The following is a 15,933-nucleotide window of genomic DNA, read 5'->3' as shown; positions in this document are numbered from 1 at the left end:
TCTGGCGCACCAACCTGACAATATGCCATATTCGTTGTCGGGAATCGAGAAAAAATGGGTGCGTCACGGGACGTGGGGAGCCGTGGTCGCGATCGCTGGAGGTGTCGCATGTCCCGTGTGCGCCACTGGACGGAGTACGAGCGGTTGGCCCGGGAGTCGTTCGAGACGGTCCATGCCGAGGTACGTCAGGGGATTCTGCGGATCCCCTACAGCCATCTGTTTCTGGAGGCGCGCGGTGTGCGTGGCAAGACTTGAGGAGGGATGATGCCTGAACAACATTTCGCACCCCCGCTTTTCGTGGTCGGTTGCGACCGCTCCGGCACCACCCTGTTGACCTCGATCCTGGAGGCGGGATTCGGCCTGGCGGCTCCGTTGGAGACCCATGTGATCCCGGCGTTCGCGCGCGGCTTGTGGGCCTGGGGGGATCTGGGCGGACGGGCCGCGCGAGGACGGTTGCTGGCGGCGATGGTCGATTTCGTGACCATCCTGACCGCGCGCACCTATCCCGCCAAGCGTCTCGAGGATCTCCAGCCGGTCACGCTTCTGGCCGTCGCCGACCAGATGGAGGGTCTGGCGGAGGAGAGCCGGGATTTCGGCGGGATGATCCGGGGTTGGTTCGATCGCTACGCGCGTGCCCACGGCCAGTCCGGTTGGGTGGACAACAGCTCCTTTTACGAATCCCTGCCCCTGTCGATCTGGGAGGCCCATCTGCCGGAGATGCGGGTGATCCACATCGTGCGCGATGGTCGGGATGTGGCCCTCTCCTGGCTCAAATCCTGGTGGGGACCGGCCACCCTCGGGGAGGCGGCCTGGTTGTGGAGCCGGCATGTGCGTGACAAGCGCGCCTGGGGGCGGGCCCATCCGGATCGTTACCTGGAGATCTCCTACGAGACCCTGTTGACCTGTCCCGAGGAGATGGTGGCGCGCATCGCCGCCTTCCTGAATCGTCCGGCTCCCGCCTGGCCGGTGGATCTGACCCGGAGCGAATCGGCGCGGGTGCTCTCCACCGGAGGAACCCACGACCTGTTGCGCGGTCCGGTCAAGGCCGACAACCGCGAGAAGTGGCGCGCGGCGCTCGACGATGACGACCAGAGGTTGTTCGAGTGGTTCGCCGGCGCCACCCTGCGCGCCAGCGGCTACCCGATCCGTTTCGGCGGAATGTCGGCCCTCGAACGTCTCGCCCTGGCTCCTCGGGCGCTCTTTTCATGGGGCAAACGGTTTTTCACCCCGGTCTATTACGCCAAAAAGGCCAAGTGGGGGGTTCCCTGGGCCTTGCGCCTGGCCGGTCCGCTGCGTGGATGGGTGGTGCGGTTGGCCTCGGGTTGGAAACGGTGACCAGAATCCGCCCCCATCCGTGGTTTTTTGTGGCGCGCGCGACAAAACCTTTTCAAATCTGCATTTTTGAGGCACTATTTTCGAAAATTGGTATAACGAATGATAGGTGTTTCTCTGTGAATGCCTTGTCGTGGTTGCATCGATCCGGCGTGATGGTTCGAGATGGCGCGCCGGAAATTCAAAAAAACAAGGGGAGCGGTTCACGATGCCCTGTTCACTGCGGTCGTTCGTGAGCGAACTGTTGGGGGAGAGTTCAGCATGTGGAAAAATTTGAGCCTCGGCAAAAAGATCCTGACCGGCATCGGTCTGGTGCTGGTGCTGTTGATGGTCGTGGCGGGATGGTCCCTCAAGGGGATCTCCGGCATGGTGCATGACGGCCTGGAGGTGGTGGCCGGCAACAAGCTGCGTGGCGAGCTGTTGCAGCGCGAGGTGGATCATCTCAACTGGGCCAACAAGGTGAGCGCCTTCATCAACGATGAGAAGGCCACCGAAATGGGGGTACAGCTCGATCACACCCAATGCGCCTTCGGCAAGTGGTACTACGGAGAGGGGCGTCAACAGGCCGAACAGTTGGTGCCGGACCTGAAACCGGTCCTTGCCTCGGTCGAGGAACCGCATAAAAATCTGCACGCCTCGGCCCGAAAGATCAGCCAGGTGTTCCAACGCGCGGATCCCCGTCTGCCGGAGTTCCTGACCCAGCGCGAGGTGGACCATCTGGTCTGGTCGGGCAAGGTGCAGGATGCGATTCTGCAAGGCCAGAAGGATCTCACCGTGCAGCTCGATCCCACCAAGTGCGGATTGGGCAAGTTCATGTACGGCGAGGATGGCAAGCGCATGCGCGCCTCGGATCCGGAGCTGGCGCGGATGCTCGATGCCATCGAACCCGACCATCGTGCCCTGCATGAGGAGGGGGATGCGATCAAGAAGGCGCTGGTGGCCGGAAACGTCGCAGTGGCGGCCAAACACTACCAGGAGAAGGTGATCCCCGCCCTGAGCAAGGTTCGCGCCACCCTGGCCTTGATGCAGGAGCGCGCCCGTCAGAACTTGATGGGCAAGGAGAAGGCCGAGCAGATCTTTGCCGGCGAGACCCAGGTCCATCTGGCGGACGTGAAAAAGCTCTTCCACGCCATGAGCGACCTCACCAAGGCGAAGATCCTCTCCGAGAATCAGATGCTGGTCAATGCCCAGGAGACCCGGAGCGTGGTGATCGGGGTGTCGTTGATGGCCATCGTGTTCGGACTTCTGTTGGCCTGGGTGGTGACCCGTTCGATCACCAGGCCGATCTTCGAGAGCCTCGGGTTTGCCGAAAAGGTGGCCTCCGGGGATCTGGACTCCTCCTTGACCCTGACCAGCCGTGATGAGGCCGGGCGTCTGGCGATGGCGTTGAACGACATGGTGTGCAAGCTGCGCGGCGTGGTCGAGGAGGTGATGGCCGCCGCCGACAACGTGGCCAACGGCAGTCACGAGATGACCGCCAATGCCCAGAATCTCTCCCAGGGCGCCTCCGAGCAGGCCGCCTCGATCGAGGAGACCTCGGCGGCCATGGAGCAAATGACCTCGAATATCCAGCAGAACACCGATAACGCCCAGACCACCGAGAAGATCGCCACCCAGGCGGCCACCAGCGCCCGCGAGGGTGGGGAGTCGGTGCTGGAGGCGGTCGAGGTGATGAAGGAGATCGCCTCGAAGATCTCGATCATCGAGGATATCGCCCGTCAGACCAATCTGCTGGCCCTGAACGCGGCCATCGAGGCGGCTCGGGCCGGCGAACATGGCAAGGGGTTCGCGGTGGTGGCCGCCGAGGTGCGCAAATTGGCCGAGCGCAGCCAGATCGCCGCCGGGGAGATCGGACAGCTCTCCGCCTCCAGCGTGTCCGTGGCCGAAAAGACCGGCTCGATCATGCAACGGCTGGTGCCGGACATTCAGCGTACCGCCGAACTGGTGCGCGAGATCGCTGCCGCCAGCGTGGAGCAGAATCAGGGGGCGCGTCAGGTCAACCAGGCGATCCAGCAGCTCGACAAGGTGATTCAGCTCAATGCCGGCGCCAGCGAGGAGATGGCCGCCACCGCCGACGAACTCTCCGAACAGGCGACCCGTTTGCAGGAGAGCATGGGCTTCTTCAAGATCGGGCATGCGGCGCTCGCCGGATGCGCCTCTCGGCGGGCCGTCAGGCCGGATGCGCCGTCGGCGCGGGTCGTCACGCCGGTCAAGGCCGTGACCGGGGGTGGACGGGCGCCGGCCCTGCCGGCGCCGGCCACGCGGGATGACGAGTTCGAGTCGTTTTGATTGACGTTTGCGTGGGTTGCGGGCCGCGAGAGGTTCCGAACCCACGCGATCTTGGGATGCATCGATACCGCGCATGAACCGATTTTTCTTCGCCCTGGTCCTGATCGCCTTCGGGGTGACCGCCTGGCAAGAGATCCGCTGGATTCCCGGCACGGCTGGGGACTCCCCCATGCAGACGTTGACCAACGGCATGGTGGAGGCGGCCAACGGTTCGGTCACCCTCTCCATCGGCATGGTCGGGGTGATGGCCCTTTTTCTGGGGCTGATGAAGGTGGCCGAGGAGGGCGGGCTGCTGACCGTGCTTGCCCGGTTGATCCGTCCGTTGATGGTGCGGCTGTTTCCCGATGTGCCGGCGGACCATCCGGCCATGGGGGCGATGATTCTCAACCTCTCCGCCAACGCCCTGGGGCTGGGCAACGCCGCCACCCCCTTCGGCATCCGCGCCATGAAGGAGCTGGACCGGCTCAACCCCTCTCCAGGCGTGGCCACCAACGCCATGGCCCTGTTTCTGGCCATCAACACCTCGAGCGTCACCCTGGTTCCCACCAGCGTGATCGCGTTGCGCGCCTCGGTGGGCTCGAGCGAGCCGGCGGCGATTCTTTCCACCACCCTGTTCGCCACCTTCTTCTCCACCTCGGTCGCCATCCTGGCCGCCAAGTTCCTGCAATCGTTTTCGCCGGTCGATCACCTGACGGCGGTGGATGATGGCCGGGAGGATCAGGCAAAAGATCGGGGAGAACCGGCGGAAGGCCCATCCACCCCGGTTGAGGGGTATCCGGTCTGGGTCTCCACCGTGGCCCTTCTGGTTTTGCTCGCCCTGATCCCGGTGACGATCCTGTTCGGTCGTTCGATCTCCCCCTGGGTGCTTCCGGCGCTCATGACCGGCATGTTGAGTTTCGGGTTTGTGCGTGGCGTGCGGGTCTACGAGGTGTTCGTGGAGGGGGCTCGGGAGGGGTTCGAAATCGGGGTGCGCATCATCCCCTATCTGGTCGCCATTCTGGTGGCGGTGGGCATGCTCCGGTCCAGCGGCGCCCTGGGCGCCTTCACCGATCTGATCGGTCCCTGGACCGCCCGATTCGGTCTGCCCGCCGAAGCCTTGACCATGGCGATCCTGCGTCCCTTGTCCGGATCCGGCGCCCAGGGGTATCTGGCCTCTCTGCTGCAAAACCCGGCCATCGGCCCGGATGGTTACATCGGCCTGTTGACCAGCACCCTGCAAGGCTCCTCGGAGACCACCTTTTACATTCTGGCGGTCTATTACGGCGCCATCCGGATCCGGCGGGTGCGTCACACCCTGGCTGCGGCCCTGATCGGTGATCTGGCCGGAATCGTCGCGGCGGTTTTCATCTGTTTCTGGTTGTATGGAGGGTGATGCCCATGGCCACCTGGTCACCGGCGGCTCTGGAAGCGGAATGGACGGGCAATCTGACCCGTCGCAAGCGTCGTTCGATCGCGGAATTGAGTGCCATTCCGCTGCGCGAGATCGCACTGGGTCCGGACGAGGCGTTTTACGCCGTATTGGGGTTGAAGCCGTTGCAGTGGCTCAAAAGGCAGCGTCTGGCCCGTTATCATGCCGCGTTGTTGGCCTTTGTCTGGCGTCAGGCGGTATTGGCCACCCATCCGGCCTATAATGAGCCGTTCGGAGCCACGTTGGAGCGGTTGTTCGGCGAGTTGCCGGGGATCAACCGTGAGCGGCGCGAGCGGTATGTCAACGATCTCAACTTCTTCAAGGTGATCACCGACACGTTCGCGGAAGATGGGTTCATGAGTGCGGCGTTGCATGTGACCCAGCGGGTGTTGGGGGAGATCGACAAACAGCCGGAGAATCTCGATTGGGCGGTGGAACTGTCTCTGTGGTTGGACGAACGGTTTCAGGCCTACCGTGGGGAGTTGCTGGAGGTGGAGTTGGGTGGCGTGGGGTGAGATCTCAAGGGGTCAGCATCGGTGTAATGTCTTGTTCTTTGCAAGACATGGATGGATTTTTGATTTTTTTAGTTAATAAAAATAATAAAAAGATTTAAAATTACAAAAAAAGTCCAGGAGGCTCTGCCTCCGGCCTCCGCCGGGGACCTTCGGTCCCCGGTCCCCTGCAACAGTTTTTCTGGCCGCTGTTCGTTTGCCCTCACCTCGGCGTCGCGTCCGGCAACCCGCCATCCACCGGCAAGGTCGCGCCGGTGGTCGGCGTGCGTCGCGTGGCGAAAAACAACACCGCCTCGGACACATGCGCCGCCGTGATGCGCGCCTTGAGCAGATTGCGGTTGCGGTAGTACTCCTGCAACCCGTCCGCGTCCAACCCGCGCGCCTTCATGCGGTCCGGTCCCACCTCGGCCCACAAGCCCGAAGGCCGGGCGCCGTCGGAAAATACCCCGTCCGGGGACACCATGTTGACCCGAACCCCGTATTCGGCCATCTCCAGCGAGGCGATGCGCGCCAGTTGATGGGCCGCCGCCTTGGTGGCGCTGTAGGCCCCGAAGCGGGCTCCGGGGGCGAAGACGTTCTTGGTCGAGATCATCACGATGTCGCCGCCGGTGGCCTGTTTCTTGAAGATTCGCGCCGCCTCGGCCAATACCAGCAACGTTCCTTCCACGTTGACCCGCTGCAACCTCTGGAACATCGCCGGCTGCAATTCGTCCAACGCCGCCACATGCGCCAACCCGGCATTCGGGATCACCAGATCCACCCCGCCCCACTGCTCCACCAGGGCCGCGAAACCGGCGCTGACCGCTTCCGGGGAGGTGACATCCATCACCACCGGCAGAAAACGACCCGGCGCCCAGACGTTCAACTCCGTGGTCAGCGTTTCGAGCGCCTCGCCGGCCAGATCCGCGCCCGCCACATGGCACCCCTGTTCCAACAACCCGCGACAGATCCCCGCGCCGATCGCTCCGGCGGCCCCGGTGACCAGCGCGATATGACGCGCCAGGGGTTTTTCGCGCAGGCGGGCGAGTTTTTTGATCTGGAGCGGAAAATACTCCATGGCGAACAGATCCGGATCCTCGAGCCCCTGATAGGTTCCGCCCATGGCGGCGATCTGCTCCTTGACCTGCAAAGTCTGCCAGAGGATGTCGCGGGTGATCGCGGCCTCCTGGGCGGTGCGTCCCACGCAGATGGCTCCGATGCCGGGCATGAAGAGGATGCGCGGGGTGGGATCAAAGATCTTCGGCGGCTGGGAGACGCTGGACAAACGTTGAAACCGCTCCCGATAGTGATGCTGAAACTCGGCGATGGCCGTGGGTATCGAGGCGGCATCGTCGATCCACAAGGGGAGGTTCCGGGTGCGGATCAGATGGTCGGAGGTGAGGGGCGGGGTGATGGCCAGCTCCGGGCCGTTCTCCGCATCCACCAGATTCAGGGTCTCGCGGGTGATCACCGGCACCAGCACGCAACGGGCATGGGGGTGATCCGGGTTGCCGGTCGGCAGGGCCAGCGCGCCGCGCAGTCGCGGGGCCAGATCCAGATAGCGCGCACGGGCGACATTCACCGCGGTGACACGCCGCAAGGAGCGGGAGACCGGTTTGCCGATCCGGGTGATGTAGGCCTCGGCGCGGCTGACCAGATCGATGGTGGCGTCATACGACTCGCGGGCGCTCGCCCCCCAGGTCACCAGACCGTGTTTCATCAACACCATCCCCTTGCAACCCGGATGGGCGGCATGGAGGATAGAGACCGCCTTGGCCAGTTCGAAGCCGGGATGGACATAGGGGAGAATCGCCACCTCATCTCCGAGGGCGGCGCGGATGCGCGCTTCGCCATCCGGCTGGTTGGTTAACGCGAGGATGGCGTCCGCGTGGGTGTGATCGATGTAGGCGTGCGGCAGAAAGGCGTGCAGCAGCGTCTCGATGGAGGGGGTGGGGGCCTCGGCGTCGAACCGGCGGATCATCAGTTCGTTGACCATGACCGCATCGTCGAGATGGGGCAGGGCGTCGAGGGCGCGCAGCGGCTGCCAGTCGAGGGCGGTGAACCCCTCGGGTTCGATGGCATCCAGATCCCAGCCCGACCCCTTGACGAACAGGGCCATGACCTCGGTGCCCAGCAGCGTGCGCCGCCTGGCCTTGACCGAGGTGTTGCCGCCGCCGTGCAGCACCAACCCCTTGTCCGCGCCGAGCAGGCGGCTGGTGTAGGTGCGCAGGGCCAGGGGTTCTCCCCAACGGGAGGAGAGCCGCTCGAGAGTTTCGGCGGCGTCGTGATCCGACCAGCGGTTGATCATGCCTGATTCTTCAAGGCCAGATAGAAATCATACGCTTCGCGCGGGGTGAACCGCTCATGCACCACCTTGCCCACCGCCTGGATCATGGCCGCCGGTGCGTCGGACTGGAAGATGTTGCGTCCCATGTCCACCCCGGCGGCGCCCTGATCGATGGCCTGATAGGCCATGGTCAGGGCATCGGCCTCGGGAAGCTTCTTGCCGCCGGCGATCACGATCGGCACCGGGCAGGCGGCGGTGACGGTCTCGAACCCCTTGGAGACGAAATAGGTCTTGACAAAGGTGGCCCCTAACTCGGCGCAGATGCGCGTGGCCAGACGCATGTATTTGGCGTCGCGGGTCAGCTCCTTGCCCACGGCGGTCACGCCGAGAACCGGCAGTCCGTAGCGCAACCCTTGATCCACCAGACGGGTCAGGTTGTGGATCGACTGGGTTTCGTGCTCCCCGCCGATGAACACCTGCACCGCCATGGCCGATACGTTCAGACGCAGCGCATCCTCGATGTCCACCGCGATCCGTTCGTCGGAAAGCTCCTTCAGGATGCTTGGCCCGCCGCTGGCGCGCAGCGAGATCCCACGGGTAAAGGTGGCCGGCGTCAGGGCGCGCAGCACCCCGCGGGTACACATCAGGGTGTCGGCGTACTTGAGCAAAGGCCGGATGGTGACATCGATCCGTTCCAGGCCGGTGGTGGGGCCCATGAAGTAGCCGTGATCCACGGCCAGCATCACCGTACGTCCGGTGGCGGGCGAAAAGATGTTCGACAGGCGATTTTTCATGCCCCAGTCGAGATTGTCGCACCCCTTGAGCGGGAACGGTTCGGCGGTTTGGGGGATCTCCAGGTGGTAGTCGTGGGTATCTTTCAGGTCGTCGGTATCGGCCATGGTGACAATCCTTGGTACGGGAAGTGGGGGTGTCGCGTCATTGCGCGGGCGCGAGCTGGCAGTTGGCCGGATCGGCCTTGTAGGCATCGACGCCGAGTGTGAGCAGTTTTTCCAGGTAACAGGGGTAGCTCTTCCGCCACGCTTCGGCGCGCGGATCGGCGATCAGTCCCGGCACGTTGGTGATCGAGGCAAAGGCGACCTCCAGGCGTTGAATCTCCAGGTTCTCCATGACCGCGTGGATGAGCAGCATGTCGGTGACCAGGGTGGAGAGATAACGGATATCGCAGACCGGCTGTCCGGGGTGGGTCAGGGGGTCGTTGAACAGCCGGTTCAGGCCGGTATCGTCCATCTCCTGCAACAGTCCGATGGCGTCGAGCAGGGTGGCGCGATCGAAACCCCGTTCGTCCACGCCACCGGAAGGGATCGCCTGGCGATCGTCGGCCAGGTATTTCAACACCGGGTGGATGGTTTTGACCACCGGCGCGCTGATCGCGGTGATGTTGAGTTCCGTGCCCACTGCCTTGACCGCCTCTTCGAAGCGCGGCTGCAACAGGCGCAAGGTCTCCTCGACGGACTTTTCTCCCACCGGATTGGGGGAGCAGGCGGGATCCTTGTTTTTTTTCACCTGTTCGCAATAGAGCTTGCGCCATGCCTTCTGTCCCAGATCCGCGCCCCATCCGGACTGTTCGCCGGCGATCTGCAGGCTTCCGCCCCCCAGATCGAGAATGAAGGGGGTGGTCAGCTTCTCTCCGAGATTCTGACGCGCGGCCAGATGAGCGTGGGTTCCCTCGACATCCTGCGGGATGACGAACAGGGGGACTCCGGTTTGCGCGTGGATCTGGCGGAGCGTTTCGACCAGTTGGGCCGGATCCCCCTTTTGCAGGGCGAATCGCCAAGCCGAATAGCCCCCGGCCACCGGCTGACACCCTTCCGGAGCGCCGCCCTTGCCGGGCAGTTCCCGAAACGCCTGGATGGTTGCTTCGACGGTGGTGTTGATTTCGTGATCCGGCCAGACATCGCCGAGATAGTCGATGGCGACCTTGGCTTTTTCGGGATGTCTGGCTGGTCCCATGCGGATTCCGGAGGAGCCGACGTCGAAGCCGATGCGGCATTCGTCGGCGTGGGTCGGGGATGCCAGGCCAAGGGCGACCAGAACGATGAACAGGGTGAAGAGTCGCCGGACATTCCGGGAGGATGCGGTCATGGACGATCACTCAGTCAAGTTGCGTGACCGTGGAACTCCCGAAGGGAGGTCCACGGTGCGGGGGGTAAGGGGGTTCTCCCCCCATCCTGTCCAGTTAGTGAGCCGCGAGCCAGGCCATGCTGGCGATCGCCACGCCGACCCCGGCCAGTCCCCCCGCCAGGTAGGCCAACACCACCACCCCGGTGGCCGCGCCCGCCGAGGCGAGCACGATGCCGATCTGCATGCAGGCGGCGGCGTACTCGTAGAGATGGTAGGCATGCAACGCCTTGTCGTGTTTGGCTTCGGACTCCTTGGCGCGCTGCATCAACTCCTTGCGGCCCTCCCTGGTCTCCGGCTCGCTGTCGTAGCGTTTGGCGGCGGCGCGGAAGTCGTCGATCCTTTTGGTCCAGGCCGCGGCCTGGTCCGAGGGGACTCCCCTGGGCAGCATCGCCTCGAGCATTTCCGCCGAGGATTTGGTCTGGGTCATGCGGATGGTCTTGGCCTGGTAGAACGCCCACAGATTCGAGGCTTCGATATGGGCGGCCAGGGCGTTGTGCTGGGAGCTGTTGCCGCCGATCTCGATGATGGCCAGCAAACAGGCGATGAGGCTGATGAGAATGGCGATGCGGCGGTTACGTTTGGCGGCGTCCTCGGCATGTCCGTGATCGCCGTGTCCACCACCGTGGGCGGCGTGGTGGACCATTTCGTGGGTTTCGTGGGCTTCCATGGATGATGACTCCCCGGATTCTTCAAGAGGATGGTGGTGATTGGCGGTTTTTCCGTCATCATGCGGGGGAACCTACCCCAGGATGACGGAAACCGAGCGATCGGACAGGATCGCTCGGAGCGCCTTCACCTTACAGCTTGAAGAATTGCAGAGCAGTTTGCAAGGTCGCGGCTTGCGAGGCCAGATCTTCCGCCGAGGCGGACATCTCCTCGGCGGTGCCGGCGTTCTGCTGGAGCACCTGATGGAGCTGCTGGATCGCCTCGTTGACCTGGGCCGCCCCCTGGGCCTGCTCCACGGAACCGGCGGTGATCCCCTGGACCAGTTCCGAGGTCTTGCGGATGTCGGGGACGAGGGTGGCGAGCAGATGTCCGGCCTGTTCCGAGACCTGCGCGCTGGTGGCGGAGAGTTGGGTGATCTCGCCGGCGGCCACCTGGCTCCGTTCGGCCAGCTTGCGCACCTCCGCGGCCACCACCGCGAACCCCTTGCCGTGCTCGCCGGCGCGGGCCGCCTCGATGGCGGCGTTCAGGGCCAGGAGGTTGGTGCGTCGGGCGATCTCCTCGATGATGTTGATGCGCTCGGCGATCTGGCGCATGGCGCTCACCGCCTCATTGACCGCCGCGCCGCTCTCGATCGCTTCGTGGGAGGCTTTCTGGGCCATTTTTTCGGTCAAGTGGGCATTTTCGGTGTTTTGATGGATGTTGGCGGTCATTTGTTCCATGGCCGCCGAGGTCTCCTCGATGGCGGCGGCCTGTTCCGTGGCTCCCTCGGAGACGGTCTGGGCGCCGGCGCTCACCGTGCCGCTCTGTTGCACCAGGTTCACCCCGACCTCTTGCAGGGTGGTCACGGTGGCGCGCAGATTGGCCACCATTCTCTCCATGGCCGCGTAGATCCCGCTTTTGGGACGGTCGTCGAAGGCGACGTTCAGTTCGCCGGTGGCGATGCGTTCCACCATCCCGGACACCTCGTCGGGTTCGCCGCCGAGCTGTTTCATGATTTCGCGACCGATCAGATACCCCAGGATCAGACTCACCCCCAGCACCATCAGCGAGATCACCAGATAGAACCAGAGCAGACCATGGGCCTCGCGGGCCAGGGTGGCAGCCTGGCGGTCCAGATCCTCGGCCAGATGGTCCTCGACCTCCTTCATCAGGTTGATCTTGTCGGTGATGGTCGAAAACCAGACGTTCGGGTCGATGCCGAACTCCCCTCCCGTGGGTTTGGCCAGGGCGATCCCGCGCATTTTTTCCACCTCGGCGACCGCTGGAGCGTTCATCTTGTTCTTCAAGAACTCCTTTTGCGATGCCGGAGCTAGGGCGTTGAACACCCCCAGATAGGCGGTCTGTTCGGTCATCAGGGCGATGAACCGGACATAGATCCCCTCGGCAAAGGCGTTCTTGGCAAAGGTGTTGGTGAGGATGGCCCGTTCCTGGCCGCTTTTCTCCTTGGCGAGCAGGAAGTGGAGATAGCCACCGGTCATGGCGGCCATGTCGGCATTGGCGGAGAGCTTGGGCAGGGTGGCGGTGATGCCGAGCAGATCGGTGATGGTTTGGGTGTAAAAGCCGATCGCCTCCGGGGTCTGGATCGACAGGGCCAGCACCTGTTTGCGGATTTCGGAGAGTTTTTCAAGTTTGGACTGGGCGTTCTTGATCGAGGTTTGGAGTTCCCCGCCGAATTCACGGGGGTCGAATCCGCGCAGATACTCCTGGAGATGCTTGATCCGGGCGTCGGTATCCTGTTGCTGTTTGGGGAGTTGGTCGGCGAATTTTTTTCCCTGACTCCCCAGGAAACCGGCGCTCATGCCGCGCTCTTTCTGGGATTCATGCACCACGGCACTGGCGCGCACGCCGAGTCCCGAAAGCAGGTTCATGGCATCCATGCGCCGGGCGAGTTCCTGTTTTTCGAGTACCGTGGTCAAACCGAAACCGGCCATGCCCAGCATGGGTAAAAAGAGCATGATCAGGATCTTGGTGCGCAAATGGATGCTGCGGAGAATGGACATGCGAGCGGTCCCCCTCTGGATAACGTTGCATGTGATTATCTGTTCACATTGTTTTATGAACGGTCGGATTTTGTGAAGCGTCATGATTATATCGAAATGAGACTAGCTAACTATCGATGCATGGTCAACCATTTGCCTGCTCATTAGGCAATTGAGCTTGGCGATGGATGGGGATAAGATCGAAATGGTCGCGGGTGGTCCCGCAAATGGCCGATTGGATTGTTGGGGGAGAGTGATTGAAAATGGACGAGGTGTCGTCAAGGCGTTGCCGGGCTGATTGGTTCCATCCGGCGCAAGATTCCATGGAACTTTTGCCGCGCTGGGAGTATCACTTGCATTCGGATTTCTCCGATGGCGCCTCCTCCGTGGCCGAGGGGATCGCGACGGCCCGGGCGCGGGGGATCGAACGGTTGATCTTCACCGAACACACCGAGCCGGAACTCGTGCATGGACCGGATTGGTTCGCGCGTTATGCCGATACCGTGCGGTCGCTGCGTGGCGCGGTCGCGGGCGACATGGAGGTGATTCTCGGACTCGAGGTGCCACTGGTGGATTTCGCCGGGACGCTTCTGGCCGACGAGCGGATGCTGGCCGAGGCGGAGTTCATCCTGGGCGCGGTGCATGCCTATCCGGGACATGGCTGGAACCTCTCCGGCATCGATCCGGCCCTGGCCATCGAGTTGGAGTTCCAGGGACTCATGACCCTGGCCGAACACCCGCTGGTCGATGCCATCGCCCATCCGGGCGGGGTGTGCGAAAAGTATGTCACCCCGTTTCCCCTGGAGTTGTTCGAGCGGGTGGTGGTGCGCGCCAAGGCGTTCGGCAAGGCGATCGAGTTGAATCCCGCCTATCACGAACCCATGGCCCCCTATCTGGAGATCTGTCGGCGACACGCGGTGTTGATCTCGCCCGGTTCCAACGCCCACCATCCCGAACACATCGGTCTGGCCTGGCGGGTGTTGCGTGCGTTGTGATTTTCACCTTGAAACAAGTCGTATCCAAAGTTTTTTTTATTTTCCTGGGCATGGGTATCCGAACATCATGAAATTCGCCGCCATCGACATCGGCTCCAACGCCGTCCGTCTGCTCCTCTCCAATGTTTACGACGTGGGCGCGCCGCTTCCGGTGGTTCACAAGGCCGATCTCTATCGGATTCCGGTGCGGCTCGGACAGGATGCCTTCCAGCTGGGACGCATCTCTCCAGGGCTTGCCGATCGGCTCGTGCATGCCATGACCGCCTATCATCACATCATGCGCGCGGTCGAACCGATGGATTACATGGCCTGTGCCACCTCGGCGCTCCGTTCGGTGGAGAACGGCGCGGAGATCGTGGCACGGATTCGCGACGAGGCCGGGATCCGGCTGGAGATCATCGACGGGGCCCGCGAGGCGGAACTGATCGCCTTGAACCGCATCGATGGCCGTTTTGACGCGGGCCATTATCTGTGCATCGACGTGGGGGGCGGCAGCACCGAACTGGTGCTGTTGGAGAACAACCAGACCCGCGCCAGCCGCTCTTTCAACATCGGTACCGTGCGTTTGAAAGAGGGGATGGTGAACCGGAATACCTGGCGCGAGATGGAGCGTTGGGTGCGTGCGCAGTGCCATGGTCTGGACGACCTGCGCGCCCTGGGCAGCGGCGGCAACATCAACGCGCTGTTCAAGATGACGCGCCAAAAGGCCGACCATCCCCTCTCGCGTCACAAACTGCTCGAGCTGCATCGCGATCTGTCGCGTCTGGATCAGGACCGGCGCGAGATCGAGTTGGGCCTCAAGCCGGATCGCGCCGATGTCATCGTGCCGGCCAGCGAAATCTTTCTCAAGGTGACCGGATGGGCTGGCATCGAACGCATTCTGGTTCCGCAGATCGGTCTGGCCGATGGCATGATTCATGCTCTTTATCATCGTTGGAAGACAAATCAAGTCGAGGATTGAGGCGAGTCAAGAAAATCTGGAAAAATCACTTGACAAGCAGTGCTCGGAACAACGAACATTTTTACATATAAATTTTGTGCGACCCGGTGAGAATCGGAAACGCCCGACTTTTACGCTTTTGGGAGATCTGCCATGGAGTCCGGCCTGGGGAAGGGTAACGGCACGCAGGGTGTCGGCAAGTTGCGGTTTTGGATCATCTTTGCGGGCGGTATCGCCGTCGGCGTGATCGGGTTCCTGGGGTTCCACTTCACCATCATGGATGGCTACACCAACAGCCTGGCGATGTGCACCTCGTGTCACGAGATGGATGGGGTGTACGAGGAGTATCAGAAGAGCGTCCACTACAAGAACCCCTCCGGTGTCCGGGTGGTCTGTTCGAGCTGTCATGTGCCCCATGGCAAGGGGGTGACCGACTACATCGACAAGTTCCTCGACAAGGCCATCGTCGGAGGACGTCACCTTTACCATCATGTGGTCGGCACCTATCCGGACAAGGCGTCTTTCGAGAAGGCGCGCTACCGTCTGGCCCAACAGGTCATCGAGAACATGCGCGGTCGCGACTCCAGGGAGTGCCGGCAATGCCACACCTATGAGGCCATGCAGTTTGCCGATCAGCAGCGTTCCGCCGCCAACAAGCACGAGAAGATGATGAAGGACGGAACCAAAACCTGCATCGATTGTCACATGGGTATTGCCCATGAGGAGCCGACGGAACCTTCGGAACCGGAAAAGTAGCGCTCATGGCAAAGCCAAGGGACGTCGTTCGTCAAGGGTTGCTTGATCATTGTTGTGAGGGTGTCATGAACAGTCGAGTCGGTTTGGTGAATCACCGCGTGGGACGCCTTGGGCGTTGCGGCGCGAAGATCGGGTTGGCCGCGGCCCTGCTGGGTACGGCGGCCCTGCTGGCCTGGAGCATCCCCGTCGCCCAGGCGGGGGAGAAGGAGCACTATGTGGATTCGGTCATCAGCATGATCCGTCTGCATTCCGATGCCATTCGGCAACTGGCCACCCACGATTTCCGTTACAGTCGCAATCTGGCCCGGCACGCCACCGGTCTGCAGAACACCTTCGGTCTGCTCGGTCCCATGGAGTGGCACGTCAGCACCTCCATTACCCTGCAAAAGGGGGGAGAGGGGCCGAAACTCACCGAGGATGATTTCAACAAAATGGCCGATCAGTGCCAGAAATCCATGAAACACCTCTATCAGGCCTCGATTAAACATGTGGAACAGAAGTCTGGCGCCGATGCGGTGATCAAGGCCCTGGATGACGTGCAGTCCAAATGCACCCACTGTCACGGTCTGCTCGATGGCGTGGCTCCGGATGTCTGGGGCAAGAAGGGGTCGTGACGAGCGGGTTGTCCTGCCTTGGTTGACAGCAATC

The 15,933-nt window shown here is 62.6% G+C and carries 14 protein-coding genes; 9 read left to right on the top strand and 5 right to left on the bottom strand.

Annotation, left to right across the window (positions count from 1 at the left end; translation table 11 throughout):
• Positions 1-108: 108 nt before the first annotated feature.
• From ACOY6C_RS10070 to ACOY6C_RS10050, 5 genes are all read left to right on the top strand, one after another.
• Positions 109-255 (top strand): hypothetical protein, encoded by a 147-nt coding sequence (locus tag ACOY6C_RS10070; protein ID WP_420905343.1) that lies wholly within the window; start codon positions 109-111, stop codon positions 253-255.
• A 9-nt stretch (positions 256-264) separates the two neighbouring features.
• Positions 265-1,335: a sulfotransferase family protein gene (locus tag ACOY6C_RS10065; RefSeq protein WP_420905342.1), complete on the top strand. Its 1,071-nt coding sequence runs from the start codon at positions 265-267 to the stop codon at positions 1,333-1,335.
• Between the two features lie 258 nt (positions 1,336-1,593).
• Complete coding sequence (locus ACOY6C_RS10060) at positions 1,594-3,621, top strand: methyl-accepting chemotaxis protein (RefSeq protein ID WP_420905341.1); 2,028 nt, start codon at positions 1,594-1,596, stop codon at positions 3,619-3,621.
• Positions 3,622-3,694: 73 nt separating this feature from the next.
• Complete coding sequence (locus ACOY6C_RS10055; protein ID WP_420905340.1) at positions 3,695-4,993, top strand: nucleoside recognition domain-containing protein; 1,299 nt, start codon at positions 3,695-3,697, stop codon at positions 4,991-4,993.
• 5 nt (positions 4,994-4,998) lie between these two features.
• The gene (locus tag ACOY6C_RS10050; protein WP_420905339.1) at positions 4,999-5,544 is read left to right on the top strand and encodes a hypothetical protein; all 546 of its coding nucleotides are present in this window, start codon (positions 4,999-5,001) and stop codon (positions 5,542-5,544) included.
• A gap of 199 nt (positions 5,545-5,743) precedes the next feature.
• Here ACOY6C_RS10050 and ACOY6C_RS10045 read toward each other — a convergent pair whose 3' ends face one another.
• From ACOY6C_RS10045 to ACOY6C_RS10025, 5 genes are all read right to left on the bottom strand, one after another.
• On the bottom strand, positions 5,744-7,828 hold the full coding sequence (locus tag ACOY6C_RS10045; RefSeq protein WP_420905338.1) for a bifunctional aldolase/short-chain dehydrogenase: 2,085 nt from the start codon (positions 7,826-7,828) through the stop codon (positions 5,744-5,746).
• Positions 7,825-8,706, bottom strand: a complete 882-nt coding sequence (lsrF, locus tag ACOY6C_RS10040; RefSeq protein ID WP_420905337.1) for a 3-hydroxy-5-phosphonooxypentane-2,4-dione thiolase — start codon at positions 8,704-8,706, stop codon at positions 7,825-7,827. The genes ACOY6C_RS10045 and lsrF overlap by 4 nt, the downstream gene beginning before the upstream one ends.
• Positions 8,707-8,743: 37 nt before the next feature.
• On the bottom strand, positions 8,744-9,910 hold the full coding sequence (locus ACOY6C_RS10035) for a hypothetical protein (RefSeq protein WP_420905336.1): 1,167 nt from the start codon (positions 9,908-9,910) through the stop codon (positions 8,744-8,746).
• 94 nt (positions 9,911-10,004) lie between these two features.
• Complete coding sequence (locus ACOY6C_RS10030) at positions 10,005-10,616, bottom strand: DUF4337 domain-containing protein (RefSeq protein WP_420905335.1); 612 nt, start codon at positions 10,614-10,616, stop codon at positions 10,005-10,007.
• A 130-nt stretch (positions 10,617-10,746) separates the two neighbouring features.
• On the bottom strand, positions 10,747-12,615 hold the full coding sequence (locus tag ACOY6C_RS10025) for a methyl-accepting chemotaxis protein (RefSeq protein ID WP_420905334.1): 1,869 nt from the start codon (positions 12,613-12,615) through the stop codon (positions 10,747-10,749).
• 302 nt (positions 12,616-12,917) lie between these two features.
• Here ACOY6C_RS10025 and ACOY6C_RS10020 point away from each other — a divergent pair, with 302 nt between their 5' ends.
• The 4 genes from ACOY6C_RS10020 to ACOY6C_RS10005 all read left to right on the top strand — a co-directional run bounded on the left by ACOY6C_RS10020 (position 12,918) and on the right by ACOY6C_RS10005 (position 15,899).
• On the top strand, positions 12,918-13,589 hold the full coding sequence (locus ACOY6C_RS10020; protein WP_420905333.1) for a PHP domain-containing protein: 672 nt from the start codon (positions 12,918-12,920) through the stop codon (positions 13,587-13,589).
• 67 nt (positions 13,590-13,656) lie between these two features.
• The gene (locus ACOY6C_RS10015; RefSeq protein WP_420905332.1) at positions 13,657-14,550 is read left to right on the top strand and encodes a Ppx/GppA phosphatase family protein; all 894 of its coding nucleotides are present in this window, start codon (positions 13,657-13,659) and stop codon (positions 14,548-14,550) included.
• 132 nt (positions 14,551-14,682) lie between these two features.
• The gene (locus ACOY6C_RS10010; RefSeq protein ID WP_420905331.1) at positions 14,683-15,285 is read left to right on the top strand and encodes a NapC/NirT family cytochrome c; all 603 of its coding nucleotides are present in this window, start codon (positions 14,683-14,685) and stop codon (positions 15,283-15,285) included.
• Between the two features lie 65 nt (positions 15,286-15,350).
• On the top strand, positions 15,351-15,899 hold the full coding sequence (locus ACOY6C_RS10005) for a hypothetical protein (RefSeq protein ID WP_420905330.1): 549 nt from the start codon (positions 15,351-15,353) through the stop codon (positions 15,897-15,899).
• Positions 15,900-15,933: the final 34 nt, after the last annotated feature.

This window comes from Candidatus Magnetaquiglobus chichijimensis, assembly GCF_045865675.1.
In the GTDB taxonomy this organism is placed as follows: domain Bacteria; phylum Pseudomonadota; class Magnetococcia; order Magnetococcales; family Magnetaquicoccaceae; genus Magnetaquiglobus; species Magnetaquiglobus chichijimensis.
The sequence above is the reverse complement of the archived record's forward strand: the minus strand, read 5'-3'. Positions and strand labels throughout refer to the sequence as shown.